This window comes from Kribbella sp. NPDC026611 (assembly GCF_040638345.1).
In the GTDB taxonomy this organism is placed as follows: Bacteria; Actinomycetota; Actinomycetes; order Propionibacteriales; family Kribbellaceae; genus Kribbella.
In genome coordinates, this window is the sequence record NZ_JBEZYC010000002.1 from 743176 (window position 1) to 759285 (window position 16110).

The 16110-nt window shown below is 68.7% G+C and carries 11 protein-coding genes; 5 read left to right on the forward strand and 6 right to left on the reverse strand.

Annotated features, from left to right (window positions below):
* Positions 1-6 precede the first annotated feature (6 nt).
* The 3 genes from AB0E69_RS09555 to AB0E69_RS09565 are packed head-to-tail and all read right to left on the reverse strand — an operon-like array spanning position 7 to position 3919.
* Positions 7-1032 (reverse strand): ABC transporter permease, encoded by a 1026-nt coding sequence (locus AB0E69_RS09555; RefSeq protein WP_360142116.1) that lies wholly within the window; start codon positions 1030-1032, stop codon positions 7-9.
* Positions 1032-2534: a sugar ABC transporter ATP-binding protein gene (locus AB0E69_RS09560; protein WP_360142118.1), complete on the reverse strand. Its 1503-nt coding sequence runs from the start codon at positions 2532-2534 to the stop codon at positions 1032-1034. The genes AB0E69_RS09555 and AB0E69_RS09560 overlap by 1 nt, the downstream gene beginning before the upstream one ends.
* Complete coding sequence (locus AB0E69_RS09565) at positions 2531-3919, reverse strand: ROK family transcriptional regulator (protein ID WP_360142120.1); 1389 nt, start codon at positions 3917-3919, stop codon at positions 2531-2533. The genes AB0E69_RS09560 and AB0E69_RS09565 overlap by 4 nt, the downstream gene beginning before the upstream one ends.
* Positions 3920-4056: 137 nt before the next feature.
* On the opposite strand from AB0E69_RS09565, the gene AB0E69_RS09570 reads away from it, so the two are divergent.
* Positions 4057-5562, forward strand: coding sequence for a lectin (locus tag AB0E69_RS09570; RefSeq protein WP_360142122.1), 1506 nt, complete (start codon positions 4057-4059; stop codon positions 5560-5562).
* Positions 5563-5722: 160 nt separating this feature from the next.
* Here AB0E69_RS09570 and AB0E69_RS09575 read toward each other — a convergent pair whose 3' ends face one another.
* Positions 5723-6514 (reverse strand): hypothetical protein, encoded by a 792-nt coding sequence (locus AB0E69_RS09575; protein ID WP_360142124.1) that lies wholly within the window; start codon positions 6512-6514, stop codon positions 5723-5725.
* A gap of 244 nt (positions 6515-6758) precedes the next feature.
* Positions 6759-7556: a dienelactone hydrolase family protein gene (locus AB0E69_RS09580; protein ID WP_360142126.1), complete on the reverse strand. Its 798-nt coding sequence runs from the start codon at positions 7554-7556 to the stop codon at positions 6759-6761.
* Between the two features lie 124 nt (positions 7557-7680).
* On the opposite strand from AB0E69_RS09580, the gene AB0E69_RS09585 reads away from it, so the two are divergent.
* Both AB0E69_RS09585 and AB0E69_RS09590 read left to right on the forward strand, forming a co-directional pair.
* Positions 7681-9339 (forward strand): glycoside hydrolase domain-containing protein, encoded by a 1659-nt coding sequence (locus tag AB0E69_RS09585; protein ID WP_360142128.1) that lies wholly within the window; start codon positions 7681-7683, stop codon positions 9337-9339.
* A gap of 235 nt (positions 9340-9574) precedes the next feature.
* Positions 9575-12400: a S8 family serine peptidase gene (locus AB0E69_RS09590; protein WP_360142130.1), complete on the forward strand. Its 2826-nt coding sequence runs from the start codon at positions 9575-9577 to the stop codon at positions 12398-12400.
* A 53-nt stretch (positions 12401-12453) separates the two neighbouring features.
* On the opposite strand, the gene AB0E69_RS09595 is transcribed toward AB0E69_RS09590, so the two are convergent.
* Positions 12454-13791 carry an amidohydrolase gene (locus tag AB0E69_RS09595; RefSeq protein ID WP_360142132.1) on the reverse strand — a complete coding sequence of 446 codons (1338 nt, stop codon included), beginning with the start codon at positions 13789-13791 and terminating at the stop codon, positions 12454-12456.
* A gap of 86 nt (positions 13792-13877) precedes the next feature.
* Between AB0E69_RS09595 and AB0E69_RS09600 the strand changes: the two genes are divergently transcribed.
* Both AB0E69_RS09600 and AB0E69_RS09605 read left to right on the forward strand, forming a co-directional pair.
* A complete protein-coding gene (locus tag AB0E69_RS09600; RefSeq protein WP_360142134.1) occupies positions 13878-14792 on the forward strand; it encodes a phosphotransferase in 915 nt (304 codons plus the stop codon).
* A 581-nt stretch (positions 14793-15373) separates the two neighbouring features.
* Positions 15374-16078: a hypothetical protein gene (locus AB0E69_RS09605; protein ID WP_360142136.1), complete on the forward strand. Its 705-nt coding sequence runs from the start codon at positions 15374-15376 to the stop codon at positions 16076-16078.
* The last annotated feature ends 32 nt before the right edge of the window (positions 16079-16110 follow it).

Genomic DNA, 16110 nt, shown 5'->3' on the forward strand with positions numbered 1-16110 from the left:
CTCCTTCTAGGAACCGGTCGCGCGACGCGCCAGCCGTTGCTGGAGGAGGACGGCGATCACGATGATCGCGCCCTTCGCCACCGACTGGGCGGAGATGCTCAGGTTGTTGAGGGTGAAGACGTTGTTCAACGTCGTGAAGATCAGTACGCCGATCACCGTGCCGACGATCGTGCCGCGGCCACCGGACAGCAACGTGCCGCCGATCACCACCGCCGCGATCGCGTCCAGCTCGTACAACTGACCGTGGGTAGAGCTCCCCGTTGTCGTCCGCGCCATCAGCATGACCGCGGCGATCCCGCAGCACAGGCCGGCCAGCACGTACAGCGCCACCGTGTGACGCTGAACCTTGATCCCCGCCAGGCGAGCGGCCTCGGCGTTGCCGCCGACGGCGAAGGTCCGGCGGCCGAAGGTGGTCCGGTTCAGCACCACCCAGCCGGCCGCGGCCACCAGCAGGAAGATCCAGACCAGTACCGGTACGCCGATCAGCGAGCCGCCGAAGAAGTCGACGAACCCGTTCACCGTGATGATCTGGGTCTTCCGGTCGGAGATGATCTCGGCCAGGCCGCGGGCCGCCGCCAGCATCGCCAGCGTCGCGATGAACGGCACGATCTTGCCGTAGGCAACCAGCAAGCCGTTGACCAGTCCGCAGGCCGCGCCGACCAGCAGCGCGGTCGTCACCATCACGAGCCAGTGCACGTCGGCGGCCAGCTGCTGGGTCGCCAGCGTTGTCGCCCAGACCGAGGCCAGCGCCACCATCGCGCCGACGCTCAGGTCGATGCCGCCACCGGTGATCACGAACGTCATCCCGACGCTGACCACGCCGATGACCGCGGCCAGCCGCAGGATCGTCAGCACGTTGGCGCCGGTGGCGAACGTGTCTCCCGCCGTCACCACCCCGACGATGCACAGCAGGAGGAGCGCCACCACCAGGCCGAGATTGCGGCCGAACCCGGAGTGCAGCAGGCCGGTTCTCGGGGCGGCGGGTGGAGTGACTGTCTCTTGAGTGGACTGTGTCGTGAGGTCCTCACTCATCACACGGCACTTCCTTCCATCACCAGGTCGAGCACCTGGTGCTCGTCGATGTCTTGCGCGGGCCCCGTGTGGACGGCTCGCCCCTCCCGCAGTACGACGACCCGGTCTGACAGACCGAGCACTTCCTCGACCTCACTGGAGACCAGCACGATCGCGACCCCGTTGGCGGCCAGCCGCCGAATCAGCGCGTAGATCTCCGAGCGCGCACCGACGTCGACGCCCCGCGTCGGCTCGTCGAGCAGTAGCACCCGGCAGTCCCGCAGCAGCCAACGGGCCAGCACGACCTTCTGCTGATTGCCACCGGACAGGTTGCGCACCGGATAGTCGACACCGGCCGGCCGGAGATCGAGCGACTTGGCCAGCTCCGTAGCGGCGGCCCGCTCGGCCCGGTTGTTCAGGAATCCGCCGCTGGCGAACCGCTGCAGCGTCGACACCGTGATGTTCTTGTAGACGGCTTCGTCCAGCAGCAGCGCCTGACTCTTCCGCTCCTCCGGGGCCAACCCCACGCCGGCGCGGACGGCGGCCTGCACCCGGCCGGGTCGCAGTAGGGCGCCGTTCACCCGGACCGTTCCGGTCGCAGCTTTCCGGGCGCCGTACACGGTCTCGAGGACCTCGGAACGCCCGGAGCCCACAAGCCCCGCCAGACCGAGGATCTCCCCGGCCCGCACCGAGAAGGCGATGTCGGCGAACTCGCCCGGTCTGGTCAGTCCGTCGACCTCGAGCACGACCGGCGCCGTACTCAGCACCTCCGCGCGCGGCGGGAAGACGTACTCGATCGAGCGGCCGGTCATCAGCCGGATCAGTTCCTTGGTCGGCGTCTCGCGGGCGTCGAGGCCGGTGGCGACGGTCGCGCCGTCCTTCAGCACGGTGACCCGGTCGCCGATCTGGCGGATCTCCTCGAGGCGGTGCGAGATGTAGACGACGGCGACGCCCCGCGCGGTCAGGCCGCGGATCACCCGGAACAGGTTGGCGACCTCTTCGGAGTCGAGGACCGCGGACGGCTCGTCCATCACGATCAGGCGTGCGTCGCGGGACAGCGCACGGGCCATGCTGACGACCTGCTGGCCGGCCGACGGGAGCAGGCCGACCGTACGGTTCGTCGGGATCTCGGCGTGGCCGAGGCCTTGCAGGATCTCGCGGGCTCGGACCGTTGCCTCGTGCGTGCGGCTGAAGCCGAAGCGGGCCGGTTCGTGGCCGAGGAAGATGTTCTCGGCCACGGTCAGCTCAGGGACGAGGTCGAGCTCCTGGTAGATCGCCGCGATCCCGCGCTCGATCGCGGCGGTCGGGCTGTTGAGCTGGACCTGTTCGCCGTTGATGTGGATGGTGCCGGCGTCGGGCTGGTGGGCGCCGGTCAGGACGCGGATCAGCGTGGACTTGCCGGCGCCGTTCTGCCCGAGCAGGCAGTGCACCTCGCCGGCACGGACGTCGAGGTCGACGCCGTCGAGCGCCCGGACGCCAGGGAACTCCTTGACGATGCCGGTCATCATCAGCAGGTCGGTCATCGCGCTGCCCCCGCCGCGGTCAGGGTCGGGTCGACGAACACCTGGTCGAGCGAGATCTGCGCGCCGCCCCGGACCGCCGCGGCGAAGCCGAGCTCGGACCGGACCACGCGGCAGCCACCGCCGTCGGGGGCGATCACGCGGTCGCGGATCGCCTTCTCGAGTGGTTCCTTCAGCCACGGCCCGAGGACGGCGAAGTAGCCGCCGAGCACGAGCACGTCCGGGTTCAGGATGTTCACCAGGATCGCTCCCCCAATCCCCAGCCAGGTACCGACGTCCTTCAGCGCCGACAACGTCCGCGCGTCCCCCGCTTCGGCCCGCCGGGTGATCCCGGCCAGCCGCTGCTCCACGTCCAGCGACGGGTCCCGCACCGGGTCGTCCCTGTCCGTTGCCTTGTGCAACAAAGCGGTCAGCCCGACCACGGTCTCCCAGCACCCGGTCCGCCCACACCCGCAGTCCCGCCCCGGCGGCGCGACCGGCATGTGCCCGACCTCCCCGCTGTAACCCCGTCCGCCGCGGAGCAGATGCCCGTTGGACACCACGCCCGCACCAACACCCACCGCGCCGGTGAGAAGCACGAGATCGTGCACCGGCCGGCTGTCCGCCCCGGTCCTCCCGCCCGCCGCGCCGGCCTGGCCGGCGGCACTGGCCTGGGCGGCGGCACCGGCCGGCTCCCCGGCGACGAATGCCGGTGTTCCGTCGGAGCCGGCGGAAGCTGCGTCACCTCGGCGCAGCTCGGCGTAGGCGGCGAGGGCTGCGAGGTTTGCTTCGTTGTCCACGTGGAGGGAGTAGGCCGGTTCGCCCAGGCGGCTGCGCATCTCTTCGGCAACCGACAGTTCCCCCCAGCCGAGGTTCGGAGCGAGCTTCAGTTCGCCGGTCTCGCCTTCGACCAGGCCAGGTACTGCGAGCGTGACGCCCACCAGCCGCCCGCCCCGGGCGTCCACAGCCAGCACCGCCTCCTGGACCAGCTCCGCCACGCGGTCCAGGGTCATGGCTGGGTGCAGGTTGGCGACGTCCACCGGGACGCGCTTCTCGAACACCGGCTCACCGGAGAGGTCGAGCGCTGCGACGGCCAGGTAGTCGACATTGATCTCGGCGCCGACGCCGCACACCCCGGACCCGTCCAGCTCGACCAGCTGACCGGGACGACCCAGCGCTCGAGTTGAGTCCGCCGAACCCTCGCGAAGCAGCCCGCGTTCAACCAGCTCGGCGACGAGGCTGCTGACCGTCGCCTTGTTCAGGCCGGTGTCCGCCGCGATGCGCGCCCGCGAGCGCGGTCCGAGGTCGCGGACGTGCCGCAGTACCACGGAGAGGTTGTTGCGCCGGAGCGAGACGTGGTCGGCGGCAACAGCCCGGCTGCCCGGGCGACGGCCGTCGGTCAACGTCATCGAACACCCCTCCCCGGACTTTGTCTGTTGGATCAACAAACTAAGTTTGGGCGTAGATCTCGTCAAGACCTTGCGGTCGTCAGTTTCTTGCACGAGTCTGTTCAAGATTTCCTAACCGCCCCCACTAGGAGTCTGCCGTGAAGATCTCCCGTCGTACCCTTCTCGCCGCGACCACCGCCACCGTTGTCGCCGGCACGCAAGTCGAAGCCGCCCTCGCAGCGAGCCCACCTGGAGACGTAGTCGGCAAGGTGACCGTCGGCTATCAGGGCTGGTTCGCCTGTCCCGGCGACGGCGCCCCGATCAACGGCTGGTGGCACTGGAGCAGCAACTGGGGTCAGCCGCCGTCGCCCTCGAACACGGCGATCGTGAGCTGGCCGGACGTGCGCGACTACAGCTCGACGTACCAGACGGCGTACGCGAACCTCGGCAACGGGCAGCCGGCCAAGCTGTTCTCGTCGTACGACCAGCAGACCGTGAACACGCACTTCCAGTGGATGCAGCAGAACGGCTGCGACACGGCCGCGCTGCAGCGGTTCAACCCGACCGGCGGCGAAGGGCCGACGCGGGACGCGATGGCAGCCAAGGTCCGGCAGGCCGCGGAACAGTACGGCCGCAAGTTCTACATCATGTACGACGCCACCGGCTGGACGAACATGCAGTCGGAGATGAAGGCCGACTGGACGAACAAGATGCAGGCGTACACCTCGTCACCGGCGTACGCACGCCAGAACGGCAAGCCCGTGGTGTGCATCTGGGGCTTCGGGTTCAACGAGGCGAACAAGGCGTTCCCGGCGTCGGTGTGCCTCGATGTCATCAACTGGTTCAAGGGCCAGGGCTGCTACGTGATCGGCGGCGTACCGACGCACTGGCTGCCGGGGAACGAGGACTCGCGGCCGGGGTACCTCGACGTCTACCACGCGTTCAACATGCTGTCGCCGTGGATGGTCGGGCGGATCAGCGACATCGCCGGCGCGGATCACTACTACAACAACGTGAACCAGCAGGACCAGGCCGACTGCAACGCCCATGGGATCGACTACCAGCCGTGCGTGATCCCGGGCGACCTGCAGTCCGGGCACCGCGCACACGGTGAGCTGATGTGGCGGCAGTTCTACAACCTGACGCGGGTCGGCGTGCAGGGTCTCTACATCTCGATGTTCGACGAGTTCAACGAGGGCAACCAGATCGCGAAGACCGCCGAGTCGGCCGCGTTCGTGCCGTCCGGGTCCGGGATCCGCGCGTTGAACGAGGACGGTACGGCGTGCTCGTCGGACTACTACCTGCGGCTGACGAACGACGGTGGCCGGATGTTCAAGGGCCAGGCGCCACTGACGTCGGTGCGGCCAACGGTTCCGATGCCGTCGCAGGGCGCCGGTGGCGTGATCTTCTACGAGCACGTGGACTACGGCGGCGCGGCCGGCACAGCGCTTGCCAAGGGCAACTACACGCGCGCCCAGCTGCAGGCCGCCGGCGTGCAGGACAACTGGGCCTCGTCGGTGAAGGTGCCGGCCGGGTGGACCGTCACGATCTACGCCGAGGACAACTTCGGTGGACAGTCCTGGACCCGGACCGCGGACACACCCAACTTCGTCGCGCTCTCGCCGAACGCGAACGACCAGCTGACGTCCTGCCGGATCTCCTAGTGTCCTGAGTCGGAGGTTGGGCGAGCGATTTCGGTGGTCAGGTGCGTGCATCGGGGTGCTTGGTCAGTGGCCTCGATGCGGAGCATCGTGGGCGCTGGGCAAGTGCCGCGAGGTGCGTGCCTGGGCGCCGAAAGCGCCGCCGAACCTCCGACTCAGGACACTAGAAGAGCTCCATCGAGTCCGAAGCGGCCGTGATCACCGGGTTGTCGAGGTAGAGACGGCACGCGATCGCGTGGCCGGCGCAGGTCAGCAGAGCTGGGCCGGCCGCGTCGACCACGCGGTACGCGACCGGGTGCTCGCAGCGCTCGATCTCGCCCTCGTTCGGCCGGCCGCAGCCGAGCACGTGGCAGGTGCCACCGGTCTCGCCGATGTTCATCAACGTCAGGCCGTGCTCGGGACAGACGCCCCAGCCGACGTTGCAGGCCTGGCCCTCGTTCGCCGCGAGGCGGACCAGCTTGCCGGCCGTGACCTCCAGCTTGGTCGCGAGCTCGCGGAAGGTGGTCGCGGCCTGGTCGAGGTCACGCCGGAACCGGCGCAGCTCGACGGAGTCCGGCATGCTCTGGGTGGCGGCGTGCAGGTCCTCGGCCAGCGTCATCGCGGCGACGGCGATCTCGTCGACGCGCACCGGGGTGTTGAACTGACCGAGCGCCGGAGTGACCGGCGGCCGGTCGCGTACCTCGGCGGTCCAGGCCCCAGGTGCCGGTGGTACCGGCTGCTGCTGGGGTGGCTCCTGCGGTGCCTGGTTCTCCGGTGCCTGGTTCTCCGGGGCCGGGTCGAGACTGATCTCGGCCACCTGCTGGTCCGGGCGCCACGAAGCCGACGGCGCCGTACCGGCGTCGTCCTTCGGGGCCTGCTCGAGGTGCGGCTCCGGTTGCGGAGCGTGACCATTGGTCCCGTTCGCCGCGGCCCCGTTCACCGGAACCCGGCTCTCCTGCGCTGTCCGCCCGTTCATACAGCCTCACATCTCGGTGCTTGGCACACGCTGCGCGCCCCCTGTCGTGCCTCCGGTGGACGATCGTGCCATGGCTCCGGTACCCAGGACCAGAGGAAACAAGGCCACATCACCCACCGCTCCCCCTCCCTTGCAGACCGCAACGAAACACCCCCAGGCATCAGCCTGATGCCCACTCCACGTGGAGCGAATCACACTCTGTGCATTCCTCAACGTGGCTTTAACATTTCCGCACGGAGGGTCGTCAGCCGGTCGCGGTGAGGTGCTCCCGGAGGAACTCGACGGTCCGGGCCCGCGCCGCGAAGGCGGAGTTCGGCGGGTTGTCCCGGACCTCAGCGGTGAGCACAGCGTGTGCACCCTTGGCGTACCCGTCCGGGTTGCCCGGTGCGGAGTCGAGCTGGATCACCTCGAACGCGTCGCCGAGCTGTGCACGCAGCGTGGCGAAGCGCTCCGGCGGCACCGCCCGGTCGCCGCTGAACCGCATCCCGAGCACGCACAGGCCGTCCGTGCGGGTCCGCTCCTTGACCACCTCGAGCTCCTGCTGGGAGACACCGGGATCGCGGCGCAGCTTGGGGGTCACCGGGAACGGTGTCGCCGGCTGGCTCAGCACCGGCGCGGTGACGACGTCCTCGACCGCGGTGGCGAGCGCGAACCCGCCGGTGAAGCACATGCCGATCACCCCGACCCCACGGCCGGGCGTACGCGCCGCGAGATCGGTCGCGACGGCCCGCAGGTACTTCGTGATCGGCCGCTCGGCGTTGGCGGCGAAGCAACGAAACTCCCTCGAGACGCAGAGCCGGGCCACGACGCCGACGACGTACCCCATCGACTCCGGGCGTCCCGGCGTACCGAACGGGGACGGGATGACGACGGTGAAGCCGGCGTCCACGAGGTGCTCACCGAAGGCGAGGACGTTCGGGGTGAGACCGGGAATCTCGGGGATCAGGACGACGCCGGGGCCCTGACCCTTCTCGAAGCAGTCGTAGGTGAAACCGGCGCCGGTGAAGGGCGTGCGCCGCCAGGAAGCCAGGTCGTCGCTCATGTCCGACAGCTTAGGGTCCGCGCTCGCGCACGACCTGTCGTCTGAATGGAAAGGGTTGATCTTCACCGCCGGGCGCCGTGGACTTGAAATCGATTGCCGCCCTCGTTTGTGAAGGACCGCCCCCATGCATCGTCTTCTTGCGTTGGCGACGGGCGCCACGCTGGCGTTACCCGTCGTTGTTCCCGCCCAAGCCCTGCCGGATCTGCGGACGGTGAGCTACCACGGGTACCAGGTCGCCGTACCGCGGTCCTGGCAGGTCGTGGACCTGTCCGCGGATCCGCGGGCGTGCGTGCGCTTCGATCGGCCCGCGGTATACCTCGGTCGTCCGGGTGCTCAGCAGGACTGTCCGGCGCATTTGGTTGGCCGGACCCAGGGTTTGATCATCGAGCCGCTGGCCGGGTCGTCGCCCCGCGCCGCTACCGTCGTGGCTGGTACGGGGATCGCGCCGTCGGTGGATCAGGAGATCCAGGTCGGGGTCGAAGACGCCGGCGTACTCGTGACCGCCGTCCACGGTCCGTCGGACGAGGCGGCGGTACGGCGGGTGCTCGGCAGCGCTCGGGTGGTGCGTGGCGGGTCTCCGGCGAAGCTGGAGAAGCCCGCCGCTGCGCGGATGGCCCCGGCGGCCTCGATCGTTGCTCCGGGCAACATGATCGACCAGCAGGCGTTCGACCAGTGCACCGCCCCGTCACTGGGCGCAATGAATGCGTGGAAGGCGTCGCCGTTCAAGGCCGTCGGTATCTACATCAGCGGTACGTCCCGGTCGTGCTCGCAGGCGAACCTGACCGCCTCGTGGGTGGCGTCGAACGCGAGCAACGGCTGGTCGTTCATCCCGATCGACGTCGGCTACCAGGCGCCGTGCGGCACCCGGAACCCGAAGATCTCGCTGGATCTCGGGACTGCGCGAGCTCAGGGTGCCGACGAGGCGTCGACGTCGGCTTCCGCGGCGGGGAACCTCGGGATCGGGCCGGGGAGCGCTCTCTACGCGGACATCGAGTCGTACCCGACCGGGAACACCGCCTGCCGCGAGGCGATCCTCTCGTACGTCAGCGGCTGGACCGAGAGATTGCGCTCCCTGGGGTATCTCAGCGGCGTCTACAGCAGCGCCAGCTCCGGCGGGCGGGACCTGGCCAACGCGGCCGGTGACTCGCGGTGGCTGATGCCGGACCACCTGTGGTTCGCGTGGTGGAACAACGTGGCGAACACCGACGGTGGGCAGTACGTCCCAGCCGGCCTGTGGGCCAACCACCAGCGGCTCCACCAGTACAAGGGCGACCACAACGAGACGTGGGGCGGCGTCACGATCAACATCGACAGCAACTTCCTCGACGTCGCCGGCAGCGCGCCCGCACCGATGACGGACGGCGTGTACCGGATCACGTCCGAGGTCGGCGGCTTCGACCTCGACGTCCGCGACTGCCAGTCGAACAACGGCGCCGACGTCCGGATGTGGGACCGCATCCTGACCAGCCCCTGCCAGCAGTGGCACATCGTCAACGTCACCGGCACGACGTTCAAGATCCTGGACGGCAACACCGGCAAGGCCCTGGACGTCATCGGCTGCTCCACCGCCGACGCCACCCCCGTCCAGCTCTACGACGACTGGGGCGGCGACTGCCAGACCTGGTCCATCGAACCGATCGTTGGAGGTGCCTACAAGATCATCGGTACCGGCTCCGGCAAGTCCCTCGACGTCGCCGGCTGCAACCCCGCCCGGGACGCCGACGTCATCATCTGGCCGTTCCACGGTGGCTCCTGCCAACGCTGGTACTTCACCCCCGTGTAGCCCACGCAGTAGGTACTCGATCGGTCACTCTCTGTCGGGTTGCGGATGGGGATGGTGGGAGCGGCGTTGCCGAATTGCAGCTATTGGCAGGAGTTCTGGTCTGCTGGTGGGGCCGAGACTCTGGCATACTCCGCAGGTCTATCTGTTTGACCCATGGGGGGTCCCTGTGTCTTTCCGCCCTGCTCATCTTGCACGTCTGGGGCTGCCTGCGGCGCTTGTCGCGGGAGCCTTGGTCGTGCTGACCAGCTCGTCCGGTACGGCGGCTCAGCCGCAGCCGTACCGGCCACCGTTCACCGCTCATCAAGGCGGCCCGCAGGCCGCGTTCGAGCCCAATTCCGTCCTGGTGAAGTTCAAGCCGAAGGCATCGTCTTCGGCCCGTCGCGCGACGATCTCCAAGGTCAGGGGGACCACGGAAGACTCGGTCAACGCGAAGGTCGTCGAGGTCGAGGGTGACCTGGCCGCGCCCGACCTGCTGAAGAAGGTCAAGGCCGACCCGGCGGTCGAGGAAGCCTCGCTGAACTACGTCCGCCGGATCTCTGCCGTACCGAACGACACGTATTACCAGACGGACCAGACCGTGCAGATGAACACGGTCCGTATGCCGCAGGCGTGGGACCTGTCGAAGTCGACGGGCACGCTGAAGATCGCTGTGCTCGACACCGGTGTCGACGCCGGTCACCCTGATCTGGTCGGTCATCTGTGGCCGGGCTACAACGCAGTCTCCAGCACCCGCCCGAACCCGGTCGACGACAACGGGCACGGCACGATGACGCTCGGCATCATCGCGGCCGCCGCCAACAACGCGGTGGGGGTCGCGGGAGTTGGCTGGAACGCGAAGGCGATGCCGGTCAAGGTGATCGGGGCGAACGGTTCCGGCAACGACGCCGACATCATCGAGGGCCTTAACTGGGCGGTTTCGAACGGCGCCAAGGTCGTCAACATGTCGTTCGGCTCGCTCGGCGACGACCCGTTGCTGCACCAGGCCATCCAGCAGGCGGTGGCCGCCGGCGTCACAGTGGTGGCGGCTGCCGGCAACGACGGCAACAGTGCGCTGCAGTACCCGGCGTCGTACCCCGAGGTGATCGCGGTCGCGGCGACCAGCCCGAGCGGCAGCCTGACCGACTTCAGCTCGTACGGCGACTGGGTGGACGTCGCGGCGCCCGGCTTCGACGTACTGACCACCGGACCGCGGGACAAGACTCCGGCGGCCAACGTGCCGTACTGGTACTGCACCGGTACGTCGTGCTCCGCGCCGATCGTCACCGGGATCGCGGCGCTGGTGAAGAACAAGTACCCGACGCTCACGCCGGCCCAGGTCGCGCAGCGGCTCGAGACACTGGCGCGGGACGCCGGACCGCGTGGTTTCGACCAGTACTACGGCTACGGAATCGTGGACGCGTACTCCGCGCTCGGCGGGCGCTTCACCGCGGACTTCCCGGCGGCCGGTGAGGACGGCAACGACCAGCCGGTGCGCGCGACGTCGCTGACGGTCGATGCGTCCAACCCGACCTCGACCACCGGGACGGTCGGCATCGAGGGTGACGTCGACTGGTACGCGGTGGAGTCCTCCGGCGTCCGGAACCTGTCGGTCTCGGTGACGGGTCCGATCTTCAGCTGCAACAACACGGCCAACTTCGGCCCGCAGGTCGACGCGTACAACCCGCAGCTGATCGCGCTCGCCCATGGCGTGAACGAGTACCCGGCCACGCCGATCGATCCCGCCACCGGTTGCCCGAAGCCTGTCGCGCTCACCGAGACGGTGGCCGTCAGCGCGGAGGCCGGTGCCACATACATCGCCGTGCGCAACGCCAACGGGTCAGCAGGCGGTCAGCAGTACACGCTGACGGTCAAGCAGGAAGGCGCCGGCCAGACGCCGAACGGGACCGCGTACCCGGTGAAGGACGTGAACCCGCACGACCTCGGCCGCAACGCCGCGCTCGACACGGCGCCGACGGTGCGGTTCGCCCGGGAGGTGGCCGCGGACAGCGTCAACGCGACCAACGTCCGGCTGGTCAACGGCAAGACCAAGAGCACCGTCGGTGCGACGGTCAGCTTCGATGCCGCGACCAACGTCGCGACCATTCACCCGAGCGCGCCGCTCCTCGACAACACGCCGTACCGGATCGCCGTGAGCGGCGTGCAGGGAGGCGGTGGCGGCACGGTCGCGCCGTTCACCAGCGTCTTCTCCACAGCGGACAACATCCCGGCAGCGCTCGGATCGTTCGACGCGAGCGGTCTCTACCTCGCCGCGAACCTGTCCTGGAAGATCCCGGTGACCGGTGACCTCGACCAGGTCATCGTCCGGCGGAACGTCGGCAGCAAGCCGCCGGCGATCAACACCGGCACGCTGGTGTACGCCGGCACTGGGTCCGCGGTGAAGAACACCGGGCTGGCGCAGGGCGTGACGTACACGTACGGCGCCTGGGTCACGGACCGGACCGGTCACAGCAGCCCGATCGCGACGACCCAGCTGCTCGGGATGAAGACCGGGATCTCCACCACGTCGACGCTGCTCACGTACGGCGGAGCGATCACGCTGCGCGGCAGCACGCTGCGGATCGACAACATCGCGTACGCCGGGTTGCCGACCAACCTGTACGTGCGGCCGAAGACCTCGTCGACGTTCAAGCTGCTCGCGGCGCTGAAGACGTCGGCGACCGGGACGGTGAGCTTCGTCGACAAGCCCACGGTGTCGTCGGTCTACATGATGACGTTCCCGGGGAACGCGGACCTGATGGGGACGCGGACGCCGGACATCACCGTGCAGGTCGCGCCGTCGATGGCGTCGGCGACGCTCGCTCCGGCGGCGATCCGGCTGGGTCAGGCGACCGCGTTCAGTGGGTACGTCGCTCCGGCGCACGCCGGCAAGCTGGTCTACCTGCAGCAGTACGGCAACAAGGTGTGGAAGTCGATCGCCTCGGTCAAGCTGAGCACGTCGGGCAAGTTCGCCTTCGGCATCAAGCCCGCCGTCCGGGGCCAGATCGCCTACCGCGTCTGGTTCCCGGCCGACGCGGACCACGCGCAGGCCTACACCGTGAACAAGATCCTGACGGTCAGCTGATCCGACGGAGTGGTGGTGCGCCCCGGGCCTCTGGGTCCGGGGCGTACTGCGTTCTAGGGGGCGTAGTGCTGGACGGCGCCGCCTTTCGAGAGGTCGACGAGGGTGTGGGCCAGGGAGCGGGCTTCGGCGAGCAGCTCCGGGAGATCCATCGTGAGGAGCTCGCGGTTGCGGACCACCACCTGGCCCGCGACCAGGACGGTGTGGACATCTGAGTCTCGGGCCGAGTAGACGAGCGCTGCCCGTGGGTCGTGGAGTGGCTGGTTGTGGGGTGCGCTGAGGTCGATCAGCGCGATATCGGCTTGGCGACCGGGCTCGAGCGCCCCCAGCTGCGTCGATTGACCGGCGGCGGTGGCGCTGGCGCGGGTAGCCAGGCGGAGAGTTTCGGACAGCGGCATCCATTCCGCGTCGTGCTCGCGTTGTTTCTGGGTCAGTGCGGTCAGACGGATGGCTTCCCAGACGTCGAGGGTGTTGTGAACGGCGGCTCCGTCGGTACCGATGCCGACCGGTACGCCGATCGTGCGCAGGGCCTTGATCGGGGTCACCGGGCCCATCGCGAGTTTGAGGTAGACCTTCGGGCAGCTGGCGATCGCGGTCCGGTCGGCGTACTGCTCGAGGATCGGCAGGTCGGACTCGCGGATCCCGCAGCCGTGGGCAATCAGCGCACCCGCGTCCAGGACTCCGGTCCGCTCCAGGACCTCGACCGGCGTGACACCGAGCTTGTCCAGCGATGCCTGAGTCTGGTCGTCGGTCTCCGCCGCATGCAGGTGGATCCGGAACCCTTCCGCCCGGGCAACCTCCGCCGTACGCCGAAGGTCGTCGTCGGACACCGTGTACGTCGCGTGCGGTCCGAGGCTCGCCGTGATCCGCGGATGCAGCCCGCTCAGCTGGCGCGCCGTATCGATCGCCGCCTCGATGGCCTGCGGACCGGCCGACGAGAAGAACGTGGGCGCGAGGTCAGCCCGGATTCCCGACTCGATCGCAGCCGCGGCGATCTCCTCGGCGTGGAAGTAGTGGTCGACGAACGTGGTGACACCGCCCAGCAACATCTCCGCGCAAGCGAGGCGTGCCCCGACCCGCACCCGCTCCGGCGTCAGATTCACCTCCATCGGCCAGATCCGCCGGTTGAACCAGTCGTCGATCCCGAGATCTTCCGCCGCACCCCGCATCATCACCATCGGACTGTGCGTGTGCGAGTTGATCAGCCCTGGCACCGCCAGCAACCCGGTCCCGTCAACCACCTCCCCCGAGCCGTCCCGGCGCTGCTCGGTGGTCGGAGCGATCCCGGTGATCCGGTCGTCCTCGATCTGAATGTCCTGCGCATCGTCGACGCGACCTTCGCCACTCTCCGGCACCACCAGGACGGACACGTTGCGGATCAGCACTCGAGCCATGGTTGAGGCTACTGTGCGCGAGAGGTCCTCCCTGTGATGTCGTTCCGGGAGCAGTCAAGGTCCAACCGGCTTGGAGAAGCACAAGTATGGCTCTGACAATGGACGGACATCCGACGCAGGAGCTGCACACGCTGATTGCGTCGGCACTGGGCAAAGATCCGATCGACTGGCATCGACCGCACACGGGGCGGTCGGCCGCGTCCTTCGTCGTTGGCTTTGCTGACGGCTCGAGCGCCTTCGTGAAGGCTGCGGTCGATGAGCAGTCAGCGAAAGGGCTCCGCACAGAGCATGAGATCGTCTCCAGTGTCGACAGCGACCTGGTTGCCCGGGAGCTGGCCTGGCTCGAGTACGGCGATCGCCCAGTCCTCGTGATGGAGGATCTGCGTGCTGCGCATTGGCCGGCCGACCATGACCCGGTGATGTGGAAGCCCGGTCAGTTCGATCTCCTGTTCGCGGCACTGCGGCGGGTCGCTGAGCTGCCCCCGCCGGCATCCCTTCCGTCAGCCCAGGACGGATTCCGGCCGCAGTGGCCGCTGATCGAGCGCGACGCGGATGACTTCCTGGCGCTCGGCCTGTGCAGCGAGGCCTGGTTCCGCGCTGCGCTGGATGGACTGGTGGAAGCGGAGGGCAACGTCCCCGTCGGGGGTGATGCGCTGGTGCACAACGACGTTCGGAGCGACAATCTGTGTTTCGTCGGTCGACGCGTGGTGCTGGTGGACTGGGCTCAGGCCGTTCGTGGGAATCCGCAGCAGGACCTCGCTTCGGCACTCGCTACGTTGCCACTCGAAGGCGGGCCGGATCCGTTCGACGTACTCCCTGAAGGAGGGCCTTGGGCGGCCCACATCGCCGGTCAGTGTGCTCGCCGGGCCGCTCACGAGACGCAGGCTCCGCAGTGGCTCCGCAGGGTCTTTCAACGGATCGCCGTGATCTGCCTCAGCTGGGCATCCCGCTCGCTCGACCTGCCCCCTTGGACCGGAGCCCACTGGACCGAGCTCCGCTGACTGGTGGTGAGGTCTCGTCAGGCGCGGTGGTAGCACGCTGCCGCGCCATCTGGGCAACTTGCGCTGAAGCCCTCGGAGAAGGCCGACGGACTCCGCGTCTGAGATGCCGGACGTGATCCGCCAGTCGAGGCCGGAGCCGACGACATCGCTCGCAAACACGATCTCGACTGATAGCAGGACTCGTCTCCAGTCGTCTGCTGTCATCGTCTGGCCTGCTTCGATCCGCTTCCAAAGCGCCCAGGCCTCGCTCGACAGGCTGTCGGCGCTTGTGAAGCCCATGGCGACGGCGAGTTCATCCGTGGGCTGCGCGGGGCCGCCCCAGTCCAGCAAGGCGGCCCGTAGAAAGCGTCGTTCCATGTCATCGAGCAGGACCGGCAAACGGGCAGCGTCGCTCACGGCGCCGATACTGCCAGGGATCGCCGCACGGGCGTACTCGTCGGCACGACTGCGCGGATCGCGGCAAATGAGTGCGTTTCCCGGGTCAGCATTTAGTAGCGCCACAGCAGCGCCAGGGTGGGCCAGGGCGTAGATCGAGGTGATCCCTGTTGATGATTGCGGCTACCCAAGCGCATTCTGTGGCCATGAACAAGGTTTCGCTGACGGCGCCGACCCCGGCGTTCGGGGAGCGGGTCGTGGGCGCGGCGGCGATCGCGTTGGTAGCGTCGTTGGTCATCCAGAATGCGGTGCTGGTCTGGGCCGGAGCGCCCGGCTACGGCGACCCGATCGAGAAGGTGCTCGCCTTCCACGCGGAGAACCGCGGCGCGGTCGCGATCGCGACCGGCTCAGAGGCGCTGAACCTGCCGCTGCTGCTCGTGTTCGTGACCGGTTTCCACGGGCTGGTCGGGCGTCGCGGGGGTGCGGGCGCCGACTGGTCGCGCCTCGCGGTGGCCGCGGGCGCGACTCTCGCGGCGGTCTTCGCGCTCTACGCGGTTCTGTGGAACGGAGTCGTATTGTCCGCCGGCGAGCTCGCCGAGCCGAGCCCGCTGTTCAAGCTCGTCTGGCAGCTGCATGCAGGAGCATTCGCTCTGGCGCTGCCGGCGCTCGGCACCACCTTCATCGGCGCTGCGCTGGCGGCGCATGCGAGTCGGCTGGCGGCGCCGTGGCAGCGTGTGCTCGGCGTGGCCGGGGGAGGCCTGCTGATCGCCGCCGGGGTGGCCAACCTCGCGATCGCTGACGGCTCGCCGATCCTGTTCGTGGGGCTGCTGGGCTACGCCGCCTGGCTCGTGTGGCTGCTGGTGACCGGGGTACGGCTGGTTCTGATGCCCAGGAAGGTCGGCGCTGCCTAGGAACCGTTCCCGCCACGCGGCAGCCCCGATAC

Excerpts from the sequence above, each read along its gene's own strand:
- AB0E69_RS09555 (WP_360142116.1), bottom strand. The coding sequence starts at position 1,032 with ATGAGTGAGGACCTCACGACACAGTCCACTCAAGAGACAGTCACTCCA.
- AB0E69_RS09595 (WP_360142132.1), bottom strand. The coding sequence starts at position 13,791 with ATGGCTCGAGTGCTGATCCGCAACGTGTCCGTCCTGGTGGTGCCGGAG.
- AB0E69_RS09600 (WP_360142134.1), top strand. The coding sequence starts at position 13,878 with ATGGCTCTGACAATGGACGGACATCCGACGCAGGAGCTGCACACGCTG.
- AB0E69_RS09565 (WP_360142120.1), bottom strand. The coding sequence starts at position 3,919 with ATGACGTTGACCGACGGCCGTCGCCCGGGCAGCCGGGCTGTTGCCGCC.
- AB0E69_RS09575 (WP_360142124.1), bottom strand. The coding sequence starts at position 6,514 with ATGAACGGGCGGACAGCGCAGGAGAGCCGGGTTCCGGTGAACGGGGCC.
- AB0E69_RS09585 (WP_360142128.1), top strand. The coding sequence starts at position 7,681 with ATGCATCGTCTTCTTGCGTTGGCGACGGGCGCCACGCTGGCGTTACCC.
- AB0E69_RS09605 (WP_360142136.1), top strand. The coding sequence starts at position 15,374 with ATGAACAAGGTTTCGCTGACGGCGCCGACCCCGGCGTTCGGGGAGCGG.
- AB0E69_RS09560 (WP_360142118.1), bottom strand. The coding sequence starts at position 2,534 with ATGACCGACCTGCTGATGATGACCGGCATCGTCAAGGAGTTCCCTGGC.
- AB0E69_RS09580 (WP_360142126.1), bottom strand. The coding sequence starts at position 7,556 with ATGAGCGACGACCTGGCTTCCTGGCGGCGCACGCCCTTCACCGGCGCC.